Source organism: Paraburkholderia tuberum STM678 (assembly GCF_902833905.1).
Lineage (GTDB): Bacteria > Pseudomonadota > Gammaproteobacteria > Burkholderiales > Burkholderiaceae > Paraburkholderia > Paraburkholderia tuberum.
On record NZ_CADFGP010000039.1, the window covers coordinates 40,313 to 55,049 of the forward strand.

General features: G+C 65.5%; 14 protein-coding genes. 12 read left to right on the top strand and 2 right to left on the bottom strand.

Annotation, left to right across the window (positions count from 1 at the left end; translation table 11 throughout):
• Positions 1-12 precede the first annotated feature (12 nt).
• From HWY30_RS28235 to HWY30_RS28245, 3 genes are all read left to right on the top strand, one after another.
• Positions 13-1,341, top strand: coding sequence for a C4-dicarboxylate transporter DctA (locus HWY30_RS28235; RefSeq protein WP_090801858.1), 1,329 nt, complete (start codon positions 13-15; stop codon positions 1,339-1,341).
• A 134-nt stretch (positions 1,342-1,475) separates the two neighbouring features.
• Positions 1,476-2,486 (top strand): allantoicase, encoded by a 1,011-nt coding sequence (gene alc / locus HWY30_RS28240; RefSeq protein ID WP_090801856.1) that lies wholly within the window; start codon positions 1,476-1,478, stop codon positions 2,484-2,486.
• Between the two features lie 27 nt (positions 2,487-2,513).
• Positions 2,514-3,026: an ureidoglycolate lyase gene (locus HWY30_RS28245; protein WP_090801854.1), complete on the top strand. Its 513-nt coding sequence runs from the start codon at positions 2,514-2,516 to the stop codon at positions 3,024-3,026.
• A gap of 100 nt (positions 3,027-3,126) precedes the next feature.
• On the opposite strand, the gene fur is transcribed toward HWY30_RS28245, so the two are convergent.
• Complete coding sequence (fur, locus tag HWY30_RS28250; protein ID WP_013090534.1) at positions 3,127-3,555, bottom strand: ferric iron uptake transcriptional regulator; 429 nt, start codon at positions 3,553-3,555, stop codon at positions 3,127-3,129.
• A gap of 153 nt (positions 3,556-3,708) precedes the next feature.
• Between fur and HWY30_RS28255 the strand changes: the two genes are divergently transcribed.
• The 9 genes from HWY30_RS28255 (at position 3,709) to HWY30_RS28295 (ending at position 13,594) form a co-directional block, all read left to right on the top strand.
• Positions 3,709-4,545: an outer membrane protein assembly factor BamE gene (locus HWY30_RS28255; protein ID WP_090801852.1), complete on the top strand. Its 837-nt coding sequence runs from the start codon at positions 3,709-3,711 to the stop codon at positions 4,543-4,545.
• Between the two features lie 330 nt (positions 4,546-4,875).
• Positions 4,876-5,673, top strand: a complete 798-nt coding sequence (dapB, locus tag HWY30_RS28260) for a 4-hydroxy-tetrahydrodipicolinate reductase (protein ID WP_090801851.1) — start codon at positions 4,876-4,878, stop codon at positions 5,671-5,673.
• Positions 5,674-5,751: 78 nt separating this feature from the next.
• Complete coding sequence (locus HWY30_RS28265) at positions 5,752-6,471, top strand: MotA/TolQ/ExbB proton channel family protein (RefSeq protein WP_090801849.1); 720 nt, start codon at positions 5,752-5,754, stop codon at positions 6,469-6,471.
• A 91-nt stretch (positions 6,472-6,562) separates the two neighbouring features.
• Positions 6,563-6,994, top strand: a complete 432-nt coding sequence (locus HWY30_RS28270; RefSeq protein ID WP_090801848.1) for an ExbD/TolR family protein — start codon at positions 6,563-6,565, stop codon at positions 6,992-6,994.
• Between the two features lie 184 nt (positions 6,995-7,178).
• On the top strand, positions 7,179-9,770 hold the full coding sequence (leuS, locus tag HWY30_RS28275; RefSeq protein ID WP_090801846.1) for a leucine--tRNA ligase: 2,592 nt from the start codon (positions 7,179-7,181) through the stop codon (positions 9,768-9,770).
• 88 nt (positions 9,771-9,858) lie between these two features.
• Complete coding sequence (locus HWY30_RS28280; RefSeq protein WP_176078962.1) at positions 9,859-10,410, top strand: LPS-assembly lipoprotein LptE; 552 nt, start codon at positions 9,859-9,861, stop codon at positions 10,408-10,410.
• A gap of 54 nt (positions 10,411-10,464) precedes the next feature.
• The gene (holA, locus tag HWY30_RS28285) at positions 10,465-11,592 is read left to right on the top strand and encodes a DNA polymerase III subunit delta (protein WP_090801843.1); all 1,128 of its coding nucleotides are present in this window, start codon (positions 10,465-10,467) and stop codon (positions 11,590-11,592) included.
• Between the two features lie 264 nt (positions 11,593-11,856).
• Positions 11,857-13,128: a glutamate-5-semialdehyde dehydrogenase gene (locus tag HWY30_RS28290; protein ID WP_090801842.1), complete on the top strand. Its 1,272-nt coding sequence runs from the start codon at positions 11,857-11,859 to the stop codon at positions 13,126-13,128.
• A gap of 49 nt (positions 13,129-13,177) precedes the next feature.
• Positions 13,178-13,594 carry a CopD family protein gene (locus tag HWY30_RS28295; protein ID WP_090801840.1) on the top strand — a complete coding sequence of 139 codons (417 nt, stop codon included), beginning with the start codon at positions 13,178-13,180 and terminating at the stop codon, positions 13,592-13,594.
• 112 nt (positions 13,595-13,706) lie between these two features.
• Here HWY30_RS28295 and HWY30_RS28300 read toward each other — a convergent pair whose 3' ends face one another.
• Positions 13,707-14,552 (bottom strand): MurR/RpiR family transcriptional regulator, encoded by an 846-nt coding sequence (locus tag HWY30_RS28300; RefSeq protein WP_090801838.1) that lies wholly within the window; start codon positions 14,550-14,552, stop codon positions 13,707-13,709.
• Positions 14,553-14,737 lie beyond the last annotated feature (185 nt).

Below are 14,737 nucleotides of genomic sequence, written 5' to 3' on the forward strand. Positions count from 1 at the left end.
CAGGAGGAAGCCGTGTTGAAATTCTTCAATTCGCTATTTGGCCGGGTCGTGATAGCGCTCGTGGCCGGCATCGTGCTCGGTGCCGTGTTTCCGCATTTCGCGCAGTCCTTGCGGCCGCTTGGCGACGGCTTTCTGAAGCTGATCAAGATGGTGATCGGGCCGATCGTGTTCTGCGTGGTGGTGAGCGGCATGGCGCACGCGGGCGATCTGCGCAAGGTCGGCCGCGTGGGCTTGAAGTCGGTGATCTACTTCGAGGCGATGACGACGATCGCGCTCGTGATCGGCGCGGTGCTCGCTTACGCGACGCGTCCTGGTGCAGGTATGAACGTGAACCTGAACTCGCTCGATGCGGCGTCGCTCGCGACCTATACCGAACACGCGAAGAGCCTGAAGGACACAGCGGGCTTCCTGCTGAAGATCATCCCCGACACGGCGATCAACGCGTTCGCGACCGGCGACATTCTGCAGATCCTCGTGTTCTCGGTGCTGTTCGGCTCGGCGCTGTCGCTGCTCGGCAAGCGCGCGCAGCGCGTGAGCGGGTTGATCGATGAGCTGTCGCAGGTGTTCTTCCGCGTGATGGGCTTCATCATCAAGCTCGCGCCGCTCGGTGTGCTCGGCGCGATCGCGTTCACGACCGGCACCTACGGCGTCGAGTCGCTGAAGCAGCTCGGCATGCTCGTGCTGGTGTTCTACGCGAGCTGCGTGGTGTTCGTCGTGCTCGTGCTCGGCGCGGTGATGCGGCTCGCCGGCTTCAGCATCTTCAAGCTGATCCGCTATCTGCGCGAAGAACTGTCCATCGTGCTCGGCACCGCGTCGTCCGACGCCGTGCTGCCGCAGATCATGCGCAAGCTCGAATGGATGGGCGTCAAGGATTCGACGGTCGGTCTCGTGATTCCGACCGGCTACTCGTTCAACCTCGACGGCTTCTCGATCTATCTGACGCTCGCCGTGCTGTTCATCGCCCAGGCGACCAACACGCCGCTGTCTATTCATGACCTGATCGTCGTCGTGCTGGTGTCGCTGGTGACGTCGAAGGGCGCGCACGGCATTCCGGGCTCTGCGATCGTGATTCTCGCGGCGACGCTGTCCGCGATTCCCGCGATTCCCGTGCTCGGTCTCGTGCTGATTCTGCCGGTCGACTGGTTCGTCGGCATCGCCCGGGCGCTCACCAACCTGATCGGCAACTGCGTCGCGACGGTGGTGGTCGCCGTGTGGGAAAACGATATCGACAAGGCGCGCGCGCATCGCGTGCTGAATCGCGACGCGGCGCTGCGCTACGTGCCCGTCGTCGACGACACGCTCGTCGAACCCGGTGCGGCCGAACCCGCGCCGGCGGTCTGACGGCCGCACGGGGATCTGGTCTGACCAGACGAACCAGCATCGCTTCCTAGATAGCTCCTCGACCTTTTTTCGCAAGCCGGCGGTTGCCGTGGCGCCGCCGGCTGTTTCCGACCTCTTCGACACCGACCGACATCATGGCCAACCCGATCCTCGACCCGAACGCTCCCGCCTTCACACGCCGCTACATGAACCTCGCCGATCCGCGCCTCGGCGCGAAGGCGCTGTTCGCCAGCGACGAATTCTTCGCGCCGAAAGAGCGCATGCTCGACCCGCAGCCGGCGGTGTTCATCCCCGGCAAATACGACGACCACGGCAAGTGGATGGACGGCTGGGAGACGCGTCGCAAGCGCACGACCGGCCACGACCATTGCGTGATCCGGCTCGCGCGGCCGGGCGTCGTGCATGGGGTCGATCTCGATACGAGCCACTTCACCGGCAATTTCCCGCCGGCGGCGTCGATCGATGCCTGTCATAGCGACGCTGACGTGCCGCCCGAGCACGCCGACTGGCAGCCGCTCGTGCCGGCGACAACGCTACAGGGCAACCAGCATCACTACGTCGAGGTGAAAGACGCGCGCCCGGTCACCCATCTGCGCGTGAATCTGTATCCGGACGGCGGGCTCGCGCGACTGCGCGTGTATGGCCAGCCGCAGCGCGACTGGAGCCGCGTCGAGCGCGGCACGCTGCTCGATCTCGCCGCGATCGAAAACGGCGCGTACCTCGTCGCCGCGAACAATCAGCATTTCGGGCCGGCCTCGCAGATGCTGATGCCGGGCCGTGGCGTGAACATGGGCGACGGCTGGGAAACGCGGCGGCGTCGCGAGCCGGGCAACGACTGGGCGATCGTCGCGCTCGCGCGGCCCGGCGTGATCCGCAAGATCGAAGTGGACACCGCGCACTTCAAGGGCAACTTCCCGGATCGCTGCTCGCTGCAGGCGGCATCGGTGACGGGCGGCACAGACGATTCCCTCGTCACGCAGGCGATGTTCTGGCCGGTGCTGCTCGGCGAACAGAAACTGCAGATGGATCACGTGCACGCGTTCGCGGACGACCTCGCCGCGCTCGGGCCGGTCACGCACGTGCGCTTCAACATCTTCCCGGACGGCGGCGTGTCGCGCCTGCGTCTGTGGGGCGAGATCGCTTAACGCAAGCAACGTCATGGAGCGGCACGCATGAGGATCCTGCAGATGGAACGCCTGACGCGCGCGGCCTTCGCGCCGTTCGGCGACGTGATCGAACTCGACGGCGCGCGTCGTTTTCCGATCAACGGCGGTACCACCGAGCGCTATCACGACCTCGCGCGCGTCGACGTGGTGGAGCAGGGCGGCCGGCCGCTCGTCAGTCTGTTTCGCGCGCAGCCGCGCGCGCTGCCCGTCGAGATCACGATGATGGAGCGGCATCCGCTCGGCAGCCAGGCTTTCATTCCCTTACGCGCGGGCCGATATCTGATGGTGGTCGCGCCGGCCGGCGAGTTCGACGGCGCGCGCATGCGCGCTTTCTGGACCGATGCGTGGCAGGGCGTCAATTACGCGAAAGGGGTCTGGCACCATCCGCTGCTCGCGCTCGATCAGGTCAGCGATTTCATCGTCGTCGATCGCGGCGGCGATGCGCCGAATTGCGACGAATTGCAGTTGGCCGAGCCGTGGCGGCTCGCCTTCGAGCCGAGCGCGGAGTTGATTGGATAGCGGTGCTTGCGGCCGCCTGAATAAAAAAACCCGGCCGATCCCCATCGGCCGGGTTTTTTTCGACTTGCTAGGCCGCATGCTCCCACGCGACTGCGACGCATCAGTGCTTGCGATGCGGGCAATTCTCCTTCGTGCACGCCCCATACAGTGCCAGCGCGTGTTCCTGCAGCTTGAAGCCGCGTGCCTTGGCGATGGACTGCTGACGGCTTTCGATTTCGGGGTCGAAAAATTCTTCGACCAGCCCGCAATCGAGGCACACGAGATGGTCGTGGTGCGACCCCTCGTTCAGTTCGAACACCGCCTTGCCCGATTCGAAATTGCTGCGCGAGAGCAGGCCGGCCTGCTCGAATTGCGTCAGCACGCGATACACGGTGGCAAGACCGATATCGAGTTCCTCGTGCAGGAGGTTGCGGTACACGTCTTCGGCGGTCAGGTGACGTACCGGACTATGCTGAAAAATCTCAAGGATTTTGAGGCGCGGAAGGGTCGCCTTGAGCCCGATATTCTTGAGATCGGTTGGATTGGTCATGACAAGGGATCCCTAGAGTACAATGCTGGGCTCTCATAGTAATGTGTTTTTGCCGTTCTGGTCATCTTCGATGGAATGAGCGCGGCCCGCAAGCGGGCCCGCACGGTGAGTGAAATGATTTCTAAATCTCAATTGATCTACCGGGGGAGCCGCATGCGGGGTACCTTGATCGCTGTTGCGACTGTCGCGGTTCTTGCCGGATGTTCCACATACGACAGCCTGACCCAGCGCATTGCCCAACGCATTACGCCGTATCGGATTACGGTTGTGCAAGGTAATTTTGTGTCGCAGGAAATGGCCGACCAGATGAAGGTCGGCATGACGCGCGCGCAGGTGCGTCAGTTGCTCGGCACGCCGCTGCTGACCGACATGTTCCACGCGAATCGCTGGGATTACGTGTTCTATTTCAAGCGCGGCTCGACGTCGATCGTGCAGCAGCGTGACTTCGTCGTGTACTTCTCCGGCGACCTCGTGACCCACTGGACGGGCGGCGAGGATCTGCCGACCAATCTCGAATTGCTGGCCGAAATCGACGGTGATCGCCGTGGCCGCCGCCCGAACGCGACGCCGCCGCGCGCGACGAGCGCGGCCGAGGCCGCCAACGCCGTGGCAGCCAGCGACGCAGCGGCCGCCGCCGCGGCACCGGCTACCGTGGATACGACGCGCTCGCCGTCGGTCGAAGGCGCCCAGCAGGCCGCCACGCCGTCCATGGACGCCAACGCGGAAGCCGCTCAGGCGGCCAATCGCGCAACGAGCGCGGTGCCCACGCCGAGCCGCGCGCCGTCCGTGCGGTCGGCCGTGCCGCGAGCGAACGCTGGCGGGATCCCGACGCAAGGCCCGACGTCCGGCGGTCAGCCGCAGTTCCAGTTCAAGCGTCCGCCGCCGCCCGCTCAGGAGAACGAAAGCAACCCGGTCGGCCCGACGGGCTCGCAAAGCAGCGGCAGCCCGACCCTGAACACTTCGCCGGCGACGCCGGGAACGAGCAACTGATTTGCTCGTCGGTGTTGTGAGGCGGGCTGCGCGCCACATGTGCGGCGCCCGCCAGATGTGTGTTTGTCCGGCACCAGGCGAGGTCGGAAATGCGCCGCTTTGGCCGCATGAATGTGTTGCCGCGGTTGCCGCGGCAGTGGGTCGCCGCAGCGGGCCGTATCGGTCAGTCACCTGAGCGAGCCGTCCCGGTTGGCCGCCCGCATTGGCTCCAGCAGCGAGCCGGGTGACTTTGCTCCCTGCCGCCGTGTGTCCCTATATCGACCGGGCGCATTCGCCGGGCCGCGTTTGCCGGGCTCCATACCGGTTGACTCTTTTCGAATCCTCATCGTCATGAAAATTGCCATTGCAGGCGCATCGGGCCGGATGGGCCGCATGCTCATCGAAACCGTCCTCAACGATGCCGACGCGACGCTGTCCGGCGCGCTCTGCCGCACGGGCGCTGCGCAGCTTGGCCAGGACGCCGGGGCGTTCCTCGGCAAAGAGACCGGCGTGCTGCTGTCCGACGACATCGAGCGTGTGTTCGCCGAATCCGACTACCTGATCGACTTCACGCGTCCCGACGCGACGCTCGCGCATCTCGAAGCCGCGCAGCGCCACGACGTGAAAATGGTGATCGGCACGACCGGCTTCGACAACGGGCAAAAAGCGCAGTTGCGCGCGGCGGCGCAGAGGATCGGCGTCGTGTTCGCGTCGAACATGAGCGTCGGCGTGAACGTCACGCTGAAGCTGCTCGAATACGCGGCGCGGCACTTCTCGACCGGCTACGACATCGAGATCATCGAGGCGCATCATCGTCACAAGGTCGACGCGCCGTCCGGCACCGCGCTGACGATGGGCGAAGTGATCGCCAACGCGCTCGGCCGCAACCTCGACGACTGCGCGATCTACGGCCGCGAAGGCGTGACCGGCGAGCGCGATCCGTCGACGATCGGCTTCTCGGCGATTCGCGGCGGCGATATCGTCGGCGATCATACGGTGCTGTTCGCGGGCATCGGCGAGCGCATCGAGATCACGCACAAATCGGCAAGCCGCCTGTCATATGCACAAGGCGCGCTTCGTGCTGTACGCTTCCTCGAAGGCCACGACAACGGCTTCTTCGACATGCAGGACGTGCTCGGCCTGCGTTGAGCGAAGCCCGTTGCGCAGAGGCGGAGTAGCGCATCCCGAGTGCGCCCTCCCGAAGTCACTTTCCCAAGGCGAGGTCAGATGGCAGGCAGCAGCGGCATCATCCATTACCTGCAAACGAGCGACGCAATCACGCATGGCGTCGCCTATGTGCTGCTGGCCATGTCGATTGCGAGCTGGTGTTTTCTGATCGTCAAGAGCTGGATTCTGACGCGCGCGAAACACCAGGCCGACCGGGCGATCGCGCGCTTCTGGCAGGCGCCGACGCTCGCCGAAGGCGTCGCCATCCTGCGCCGCACTGATCGTGAGCGCGTGTTCGCGCCGCTCGCCGAAGCGGCGCTGAATGCGGCCGAGGTCGACATTCCGGGCGCGCTGCTCGCGCGCGTCGAGCGCAGCGAACGGGTGCTGCGCGCGCTGCGCCAGGCGCTCAATGCGTCGCAGCGGCGGCTCGAGTTCGGTCAGGTACTGCTTGCGTCGGTTGGCAGCACCGCGCCGTTCGTCGGTCTGCTCGGCACCGTATGGGGTATCTATCACGCGCTCGGCAGCATCGCGGCGAGCGGGCAGGCGCAGATCGAGAACGTCGCGGGACCGGTGGGCGAGGCGCTGATCATGACCGCGTTCGGTCTGGTGGTGGCGATTCCGGCGGTGCTCGCGTACAACGTGCTGGGCCGCCTCGTGCGGCAGTTGTCCGAGGAGTTGGACGGCTTCGCGCACGATCTGCATGCGTACGTGTGCTCCCCAACCGAGCACGCGCCGACGCCTCCGCGCGCGCAGCAGGCGGCGCGCGAGGCGCACCGCTGACTCGTTACGCGCGGCGGGCTCGGCACATCGCGACCTTCCTCGCACGACACACCGCCCATCGCACGGGCAAGCTCAGACGCAAGGAGGCGACATGGCATTCGGCGGACTCGAGAAGAAGCAGACGGCCGCGCCGATGGCCGAGATCAACATGACGCCGCTGATCGACGTGATGCTGGTGCTGCTGGTGATTTTCATCATCACCGCGCCGCTGTTCTCGCACGCGATCCGGCTCGATCTGCCGAAGGTCGCGGCGGCGCCCGCGCGCCAGACCCCGCAAACCATCTCCCTTTCGATCGACGGCGCCGGCAAGCTCTACTGGAACGGCAAGCCGATCACGCTCGCGCAGATGCGCGCGCAGTTCGCCGAGGCCGGCAAGCGGGCGGACCAGCCGGACCTCCAGTTGCGCGCGGAGCGCTCGACGCGCTACGAAGTGATTGCGCAGGTGATGGGCGCCGCGCAGCAGGCGGGGCTCGAGCGGATCGGCTTCGTGACGGACCCGCCGCCGCCCGCCGCGCAGCACTGAGCGCCACCGGGTGCGCACCGCGTTCACGAATCCGGCATACCCAGTCCCGCACCACGCCGCGCGGCGCACCCGTCCGCGAACGGTATAATCAGCCCTTTCCCCGCCGAAGGGGACACGACGCAACGACATTCTGCAGAGCACCGGGCCGGTGCGAAAGCACCGAACCTGGCGATCCCATCACACCATGCACGAAAAATACGTTCCCTCCGACGTCGAAGCCGCCGCGCAAGGGCAATGGCGCGCGATCGACGCCTACAAGACGACGGAAACCACCGACAAGCCCAAGTTCTACTGCGTCTCGATGCTGCCGTATCCGTCGGGCAAGCTGCACATGGGGCACGTGCGCAACTACACGATCAACGACGTGATGTACCGCTATCTGCGGATGAACGGCTACAACGTGCTGATGCCGATGGGTTGGGACGCCTTCGGCATGCCGGCGGAGAACGCCGCGATGGCCAACAACGTGCCGCCCGCGCAGTGGACCTACGACAACATCGCTTACATGAAGAAGCAGATGCAGTCGATGGGCCTCGCGATCGACTGGTCGCGCGAAGTCGCGACCTGCAGCCCTGACTACTACAAGTGGAACCAGTGGCTGTTCCTGAAGATGCTCGAAAAGGGCATCGCGTACAAGAAAACCGGCACCGTGAACTGGGACCCGGTCGACCAGACCGTGCTCGCGAACGAGCAGGTGATCGACGGGCGCGGCTGGCGCTCGGGCGCGCTCGTCGAAAAGCGCGAAATCCCGATGTACTACATGCGCATCACGCAGTACGCGGATGAACTGCTGAACGATCTCGAAGGCCTCGGCTGGCCCGAGCGCGTGAAGATCATGCAGCAGAACTGGATCGGCAAGAGCTTCGGCGTGAACTTCGGCTTCCCGTATGAAATCGACGGCGAACAGAAGCTGCTGCGCGTGTTCACTACGCGCGCCGACACGATCATGGGCGTCACGTTCTGCGCGATCGCCGCCGAGCATCCGCTCGCCACGCGTCTCGCGCAAGACAAGCCGGAACTGCAGCCGTTCATCGACGAATGCAAGCGCGGCGGCGTCGCCGAAGCCGACGTCGCGACGATGGAAAAGAAAGGCATGGCCACCGGCTTCTACGTCACGCATCCGCTGACGCAGGCGAAGGTCGAGGTGTGGATCGGCAACTACGTGCTGATGACTTACGGCGAAGGCGCGGTGATGGGCGTGCCGGCGCACGACGAGCGCGACTTCGCGTTCGTGAAGAAGTACGGTCTGCCGGTAAAGCAGGTCGTCGCGGTCGAGGGCAAGGAATTCTCGACCGAAGCGTGGGCGGAGTGGTACGGCGAGAAGACCGGCACGCTGGTGAACAGCGGCAAGTACGACGGCCTCGCCTACGACGAAGCCGTAGACCGCATCGCCGCCGATCTCAAGGAACTGGGCCTCGGCGACAAGCAGATCACGTGGCGTCTGCGTGACTGGGGCGTGTCGCGCCAGCGTTACTGGGGCACGCCGATCCCGATCATCCACTGCCCGAAGTGCGGCGACGTGCCGGTGCCGGAAAAAGACCTGCCGGTCGTGCTGCCGGAAGACCTGGTGCCGGACGGCACGGGCAATCCGCTCGCGAAGTCCGAAGCGTTCCTGAACTGCACGTGCCCGAGCTGCGGCGGCGCGGCAAAGCGCGAAACCGACACGATGGACACCTTCGTCGATTCGTCGTGGTACTTCTACCGCTACGCGTCGCCGGATGCGAAGACGATGGTCGACGAGCGCACCGACTACTGGGCGCCGATGGATCAATACATCGGCGGTATCGAACACGCGATCCTGCACCTGCTGTACTCGCGTTTCTGGGCGAAGGTGATGCGCGACCTCGGTCTCGTGAAGTTCGGCGAGCCGGCGAAGAACCTGCTCACGCAGGGCATGGTGCTCAACGAAACCTATTACCGCGAAAACGAAGCGGGCAAGAAGACCTGGTACAACCCGGCGGAAGTGACCGTGTCGTTCGACGACAAGGGCCGCCCGGTCGGCGCGGTGCTGAACGCTGACGGCCAGCCGGTCGTGCTCGGCGGCATCGAAAAGATGTCGAAGTCGAAGAACAACGGCGTCGACCCGCAGATGCTGATCGATCAGCACGGCGCGGACACCGCGCGTCTGTTCGTGATGTTCGCGGCGCCGCCCGAGCAGCAGCTCGAGTGGTCGGGTTCGGGCGTCGAAGGCGCGAGCCGCTTCCTGCGTCGCGTGTGGAACTTCGGCTATTCGAACGAAGCCGCGCTGCGCGCGGGCGGCCAGTTGGACGCCGCACGATTCAACGACGCCGACAAGGCGCTGCGTCGTGAGATCTATAGCGTGCTGAAGCAGGCCGATTTCGACTATCAGCGTCTTCAGTACAACACGGTGGTATCGGCCGCGATGAAGATGCTCAACGCGCTCGACGGCGCGAAGGGCGCGCAGACCGCCGTGCTGCGTGAAACCTACGGTGTGATGCTGCGCGTGCTGTACCCGGTCGTGCCGCACCTGACGTTCCAGCTGTGGCAGGAGCTCGGCTATGCCGACGAATTCGGCCCACTGCTCGACGCGCCGTGGCCGAAGGTCGACGAGAAGGCGCTCGAACAGGCCGAGATCGAACTCGTGCTGCAGGTGAACGGTAAGGTGCGCGGCGCGATCACGGTCGCGAAGGACGCGTCGCGCGAAGCGATCGAGCAGCTCTCGGCCGAGCACGCAATGGTCGTGAAGTTCAGCGAAGGCAAGGCGCCTAAGAAGATCATCGTGGTGCCGGGCCGCCTCGTGAACGTGGTCGTTTGACGTTCGAGGCCCTCATCCGGCAGACGGAGCGCCGCCCGCCCGGCGGCGTTCCTCGGCACCGCGAATCCACTGCGAACCGGGAGCGAATGTGACTCGCAGATCGTTTTTGACGCTCGCTTGCAGCGTAATGATGTTGTCGGCCTGCGGCTTCCAGTTGCGCGGCCAGCAGGACTTCGCGTTCAAGCGCCTCTATGTGGCGGGCGGCTCGCCCGCGGCCATGGCGCGCTTCACGCGCATCGTGCAGGGCGGCAGCGACACCGTGGTGGTCAGCTCGCCCGCCAATGCCGATGCGCTGCTGCAGATCACGCAGAACCGCAACGTCAGCACGCTGACGCTGAATTCGCTGGGCGTCGTCGCCGAGTATCAGCTGAATCTGCAGATGACCTACACGCTGACCGGCAAGGACGGCACCGTGTTGATTCCGGGCAGCGTGATCGCGCTGAACCGCGCGATGACCTATAGCGACCAGTTCTCGCAGGCGAAGGCGGCCGAGTCCGACATCCTGTTCGCCGACATGGAAAACGACGCGGTCGATCAGCTCGTCCGCCGTCTCGGCGTGGTGCGCTCGCTGCATCCGACGCCGGCCGAGGCCGTGCCGGCCATCGTGCCGCGCGCACCGCTGCCGCCGCCGCCGCTGTGAGCATCGCGCCGTTCGTGATTCGTCGAATCTCATTCATCCCGTCAACCGCCAGCCATGCAACTGCGACCTGACGCGCTCGAAGCGCATCTCGCCCGCGGCCTCGCCGGACTGTACGTCGTATACGGCGACGAGCATCTGCTCGCGCAGGAAGCATGCGATCGCATCCGCGCGGCGGCGCGCGCGGCCGGCTTCACCGACCGCTCGGTGTTCACGGTCGAGCGCGGTTTCGACTGGAGCTCGCTGCTCGGCGCGAGCCAGTCGATGTCGCTGTTCGGCGACCGTCAACTGGTCGAGTTGCGCATTCCGTCGGGCAAACCCGGTAAGGAAGGCGCCGATGCGCTGAAGGTGCTCGCATCCACCGTCAACGACGACGTGCTGACGATGATTACGCTGCCGCGCCTCGATGCGGCCACGCAAAAGTCGGCATGGTTCACCGCGCTCGCCGACGCCGGCGTCGCGCTGAAGATCGATCCGGTCGAGCGCGCGCAGCTGCCGAACTGGGTCGGGCAGCGGCTCGCGGCCCAGGGTCAGCGCGTCGCAGCCGGCGAGGAGGGGCGGCGTGCGCTCGCGTTCATCGCCGAGCGCGTCGAGGGCAATCTGCTGGCCGCGCATCAGGAAATCCAGAAGCTCGGGCTGCTGTATCCGAACGGCTCGCTGAGCTTCGATCAGGTTCAGGACGCGGTGCTCAACGTCGCGCGCTACGACGTGTTCAAGCTCAACGAGGCGATGCTCGCGGGCGACGTCGGCCGTCTCGCGCGCATGCTCGACGGGCTGCGCGGTGAAGGCGAGGCCGCGGTGCTCGTGCTGTGGGCGGTCGTCGAAGAAGTGCGCACGCTGCTGCGGATCAAGCGCGGCGTCGCGGCCGGCAAGCCGCTCGCGATGCTCACGCGCGAGAACCGCGTGTGGGGTCCGCGCGAACGGCTGATCGGACCTGCGCTGTCGCGCGTCAGCGAAGCGGCGCTCGAGAAGGCACTCGCGCTGGCGGCGCGGCTCGACCGGCAGGTGAAGGGGCTGTCGGGCGGCACGCCGGGTAATCATCGCAACGATCCGCCGCCCGATCCGTGGGACGGCCTGTTCGAACTCGCGATGACGGTGGCGGCGCCGAAACCGTCGGCAGCTTCGCCAGTGCCGCCGCCGCGACCTAGGGTGCCAACTGCGGCGCCGGTGCGGCGGCCAGTCTGAAGCGGCACAGCTGATTCGCGCGAGCGTCGAAGCAGTGGCTGACGCGAGCAATCGTGTACCAACTGCCAGTCGTTCCACACATACAGACCAGCGTGATTCGCGTGCCACGCGCCGAACGAAACGCATCGGCGAACCTGCGACAGCACAGTGCACCCGCCGCCCGCGTGCGAGCAAAGCCCCGGTACCCGACTTACAATCGTTTGATCTTTCGCTAATCCTGCCCGACCACCGCATGCCAACGTGCGGGGCATCACGAGAATGACCATGGATATCGACCAGTACATGACCGACCTCGGCCAACGCGCCCGTCAGGCTTCGCGCGCGATGGCGCGGGCGTCGACCGCCGCGAAGAATGCGGCGCTTGCGGCCGTTGCCGAGGCGCTCGAGCGCGATGCCGATCTGCTGAAGGCCGCCAACGCGCGCGACCTCGAACGCGCCCGCGGCAAGGGCCACGATGCCGCGTTCATCGATCGGTTGACGCTGTCCGACAAGGCGCTGAAAACGATGGTCGAAGGCCTGCGCCAGGTCGCGGCGCTGGCCGACCCGATCGGCGAGATCAGCAATCTGAAGTACCGGCCGAGCGGCATCCAGGTCGGCCAGATGCGTGTGCCGCTCGGGGTGATCGGCATCGTTTACGAATCGCGCCCGAACGTGACGATCGACGCGGCGGCGCTGTGCCTGAAGTCCGGCAACGCGACCATTTTGCGCGGCGGCTCGGAAGCGCTCGAATGCAATACCGCGCTCGCGAAGCTGATCGGCGAGGGCCTCGAAGCGGCCGGTCTGCCGCAGGACGCGGTGCAGGTGGTCGCGACGTCGGACCGCGCGGCGGTCGGCAAGCTCATCACGATGACCGAGTACGTCGATGTGATCGTGCCGCGCGGCGGCAAGAGCCTGATCGAGCGTTTGACGAACGAAGCGCGCGTGCCGATGATCAAGCACCTCGACGGCATCTGCCACGTTTATGTCGACGATCGCGCGGACTTGACGAAGGCGCTCAACGTTTGCGACAACGCGAAGACGCACCGCTACGGCACCTGCAACACGATGGAGACGCTGCTGGTCGCGCGCCGCATTGCGGCCGAAGTGCTGCCGCCGCTGGGCAAGCTGTATCGCGGCAAGGACGTCGAGCTGCGCGTCGATGCGGCGGCGCGCGCGGTGCTGGCCGATGCGGGCGTCGGTCCGCTCGTCGATGCGAGCGAGGAAGACTGGCGCACCGAATATCTCGCGCCGGTGCTCGCGATCAAGGTGGTCGACGGCATCGACGCGGCGATCGAGCACATCAACACGTATAGCTCCCAGCACACCGACGCGATCGTCACCGAAGACCACGACCGCGCGATGCGCTTCCTGCGCGAAGTCGATTCGGCGAGCGTGATGGTCAACGCGTCGACGCGTTTCGCGGACGGCTTCGAGTTCGGCCTCGGCGCCGAGATCGGCATTTCCAACGACAAGCTGCACGCGCGCGGCCCGGTCGGCCTCGAAGGGCTGACGTCGCTGAAATACGTCGTGCTGGGTCATGGCGAAGGCCGTCAATAAAGCACGAGTCGAAGCGCCACAACAACAAGGACCACAAGGACCCCCGCCGATGCTTTGGGTAAAGACGTTTCACATCGTATTGATTGCCTCCTGGTTTGCCGGCCTGTTCTATCTGCCGCGCATCTTCGTCAATCTGGCGATGGAAACGGAACCCGCCGCGACGGCGCGTCTTCTGCTGATGGCGCGCAAGCTGTTCCGCTTCATGAGCTTCATCGCCGTGCCCGCGATCGCGTGCGGCCTGTGGTTGTGGCTCGTGATCGGCATCGGCAGCGGGCAGGGCTGGATTCACGCGAAGGTCGGCGTGGTCGTGCTCCTCGTCATCTATCACGCGTATTGCGGCGTGCTGTTGCGCAGGTTCGAGCGCGGCGAGAATCGCCACTCGGACAAGTGGTATCGGATGTTCAACGAGCTGCCGGTGCTCGGTATGCTCGCGGCGGTCGCGCTGGTAGTGATCAAGCCGTTCTGAGCGGCTGACGGCGTTAAGCAGGGCGCTGGAAAAGATCAAAGGGCGGTATGCCGGTTGAATGGCACACCGCCCTTTTGCGTTACCCCGTCGTTCCGCGTTACATCGCAGCGGATCACCCCTGCGAATCCACCCGCCGCCGGTGGATCACTTCCTTCGTTTGCGCGAGCTTCTCCAGCAGTTCGGGCCCGCGGCTCAGCGCGACGCCGACCGCCAGAATGTCGCCGATCGCCAGATGTGACACGCGCGAGGTCATCGGGGAGAAGATGTCGGTGTCTTCGTCGACGTTCGCAAAGAGGCCCACGGTTGCGAGCCGCGCGAGCGGCGAGTTGCCGTGCGTGATCGCGATCACCTTCGCGCCCGCGTTCAGCGCGGCCTTCGCGGCATCGATGATGTCGCGCGTGCGGCCCGTATTGGAAATCGCGACGACCACGTCCCCAGGTCCGAGCAGCGCGGCCGACATCAGAAACGTATGCGGGTCCGAATACGCGACGCTCGGCATGCCGAGCCGAAAGAACTTGTGCTGCACGTCGAGCGCGGCGATGCCTGAGCCGCCCGCCCCGTAGAACTCGATGCGCTTCGCTTGCGCGAGCATGTCGATCGCCGCGGCGACGCTATCCGACGACAGATTGTTGCGCACCTGAATCAGCGCGCCGATCGTTCGGTCAAGCACCTTCGCGGCGACGCCCGGCGTCGGCTCGTCGGGCCGCACGTCGCGATAGACGGCGGGCACTTCGCTGGCGATGCCCTGCGCGAGACGGATCTTGAATTCGCGAAAGCCGGAGAAACCGAGCGCGTGACAGAAGCGCGCGATCGTCGGCTGACTCACGCCCGCGCGCGCGGCGACCTCGGTCATCGACAGATCGAGCACCTCGCGCGGCGCCTCGATCACGTAATCGGCCAGCTTGCGCTCGGACGGGCGCAACTGGTCGCGCATCTCTTCCACCTGGGACAGCATCATCGGAAAACTCGCACTATGCTGAAGAACGTGTGGACTATATCCGATTGGTCGTTGGCGCACAAAAGGTAGGTACAAAAACTACATATCGGCGAGTAAGTGTATTCCCTGGGTTTCTGCTGTAAAGCGCTAAGGCGCCGCCAGTAGGGCGACCTGGCGATCCGCGCCATGCGGCGCCGCAACAGAGT

What these genes read in the sequence shown, in the direction of transcription:
- HWY30_RS28245 (WP_090801854.1), top strand. Translation starts at nt 2,514, where the DNA reads ATGAGGATCCTGCAGATGGAACGCCTGACGCGCGCGGCCTTCGCGCCG.
- HWY30_RS28290 (WP_090801842.1), top strand. Translation starts at nt 11,857, where the DNA reads ATGGATATCGACCAGTACATGACCGACCTCGGCCAACGCGCCCGTCAG.
- HWY30_RS28270 (WP_090801848.1), top strand. Translation starts at nt 6,563, where the DNA reads ATGGCATTCGGCGGACTCGAGAAGAAGCAGACGGCCGCGCCGATGGCC.
- fur (WP_013090534.1), bottom strand. Translation starts at nt 3,555, where the DNA reads ATGACCAATCCAACCGATCTCAAGAATATCGGGCTCAAGGCGACCCTT.
- HWY30_RS28265 (WP_090801849.1), top strand. Translation starts at nt 5,752, where the DNA reads ATGGCAGGCAGCAGCGGCATCATCCATTACCTGCAAACGAGCGACGCA.
- holA (WP_090801843.1), top strand. Translation starts at nt 10,465, where the DNA reads ATGCAACTGCGACCTGACGCGCTCGAAGCGCATCTCGCCCGCGGCCTC.
- HWY30_RS28255 (WP_090801852.1), top strand. Translation starts at nt 3,709, where the DNA reads ATGCGGGGTACCTTGATCGCTGTTGCGACTGTCGCGGTTCTTGCCGGA.
- HWY30_RS28295 (WP_090801840.1), top strand. Translation starts at nt 13,178, where the DNA reads ATGCTTTGGGTAAAGACGTTTCACATCGTATTGATTGCCTCCTGGTTT.
- alc (WP_090801856.1), top strand. Translation starts at nt 1,476, where the DNA reads ATGGCCAACCCGATCCTCGACCCGAACGCTCCCGCCTTCACACGCCGC.
- dapB (WP_090801851.1), top strand. Translation starts at nt 4,876, where the DNA reads ATGAAAATTGCCATTGCAGGCGCATCGGGCCGGATGGGCCGCATGCTC.
- leuS (WP_090801846.1), top strand. Translation starts at nt 7,179, where the DNA reads ATGCACGAAAAATACGTTCCCTCCGACGTCGAAGCCGCCGCGCAAGGG.
- HWY30_RS28300 (WP_090801838.1), bottom strand. Translation starts at nt 14,552, where the DNA reads ATGATGCTGTCCCAGGTGGAAGAGATGCGCGACCAGTTGCGCCCGTCC.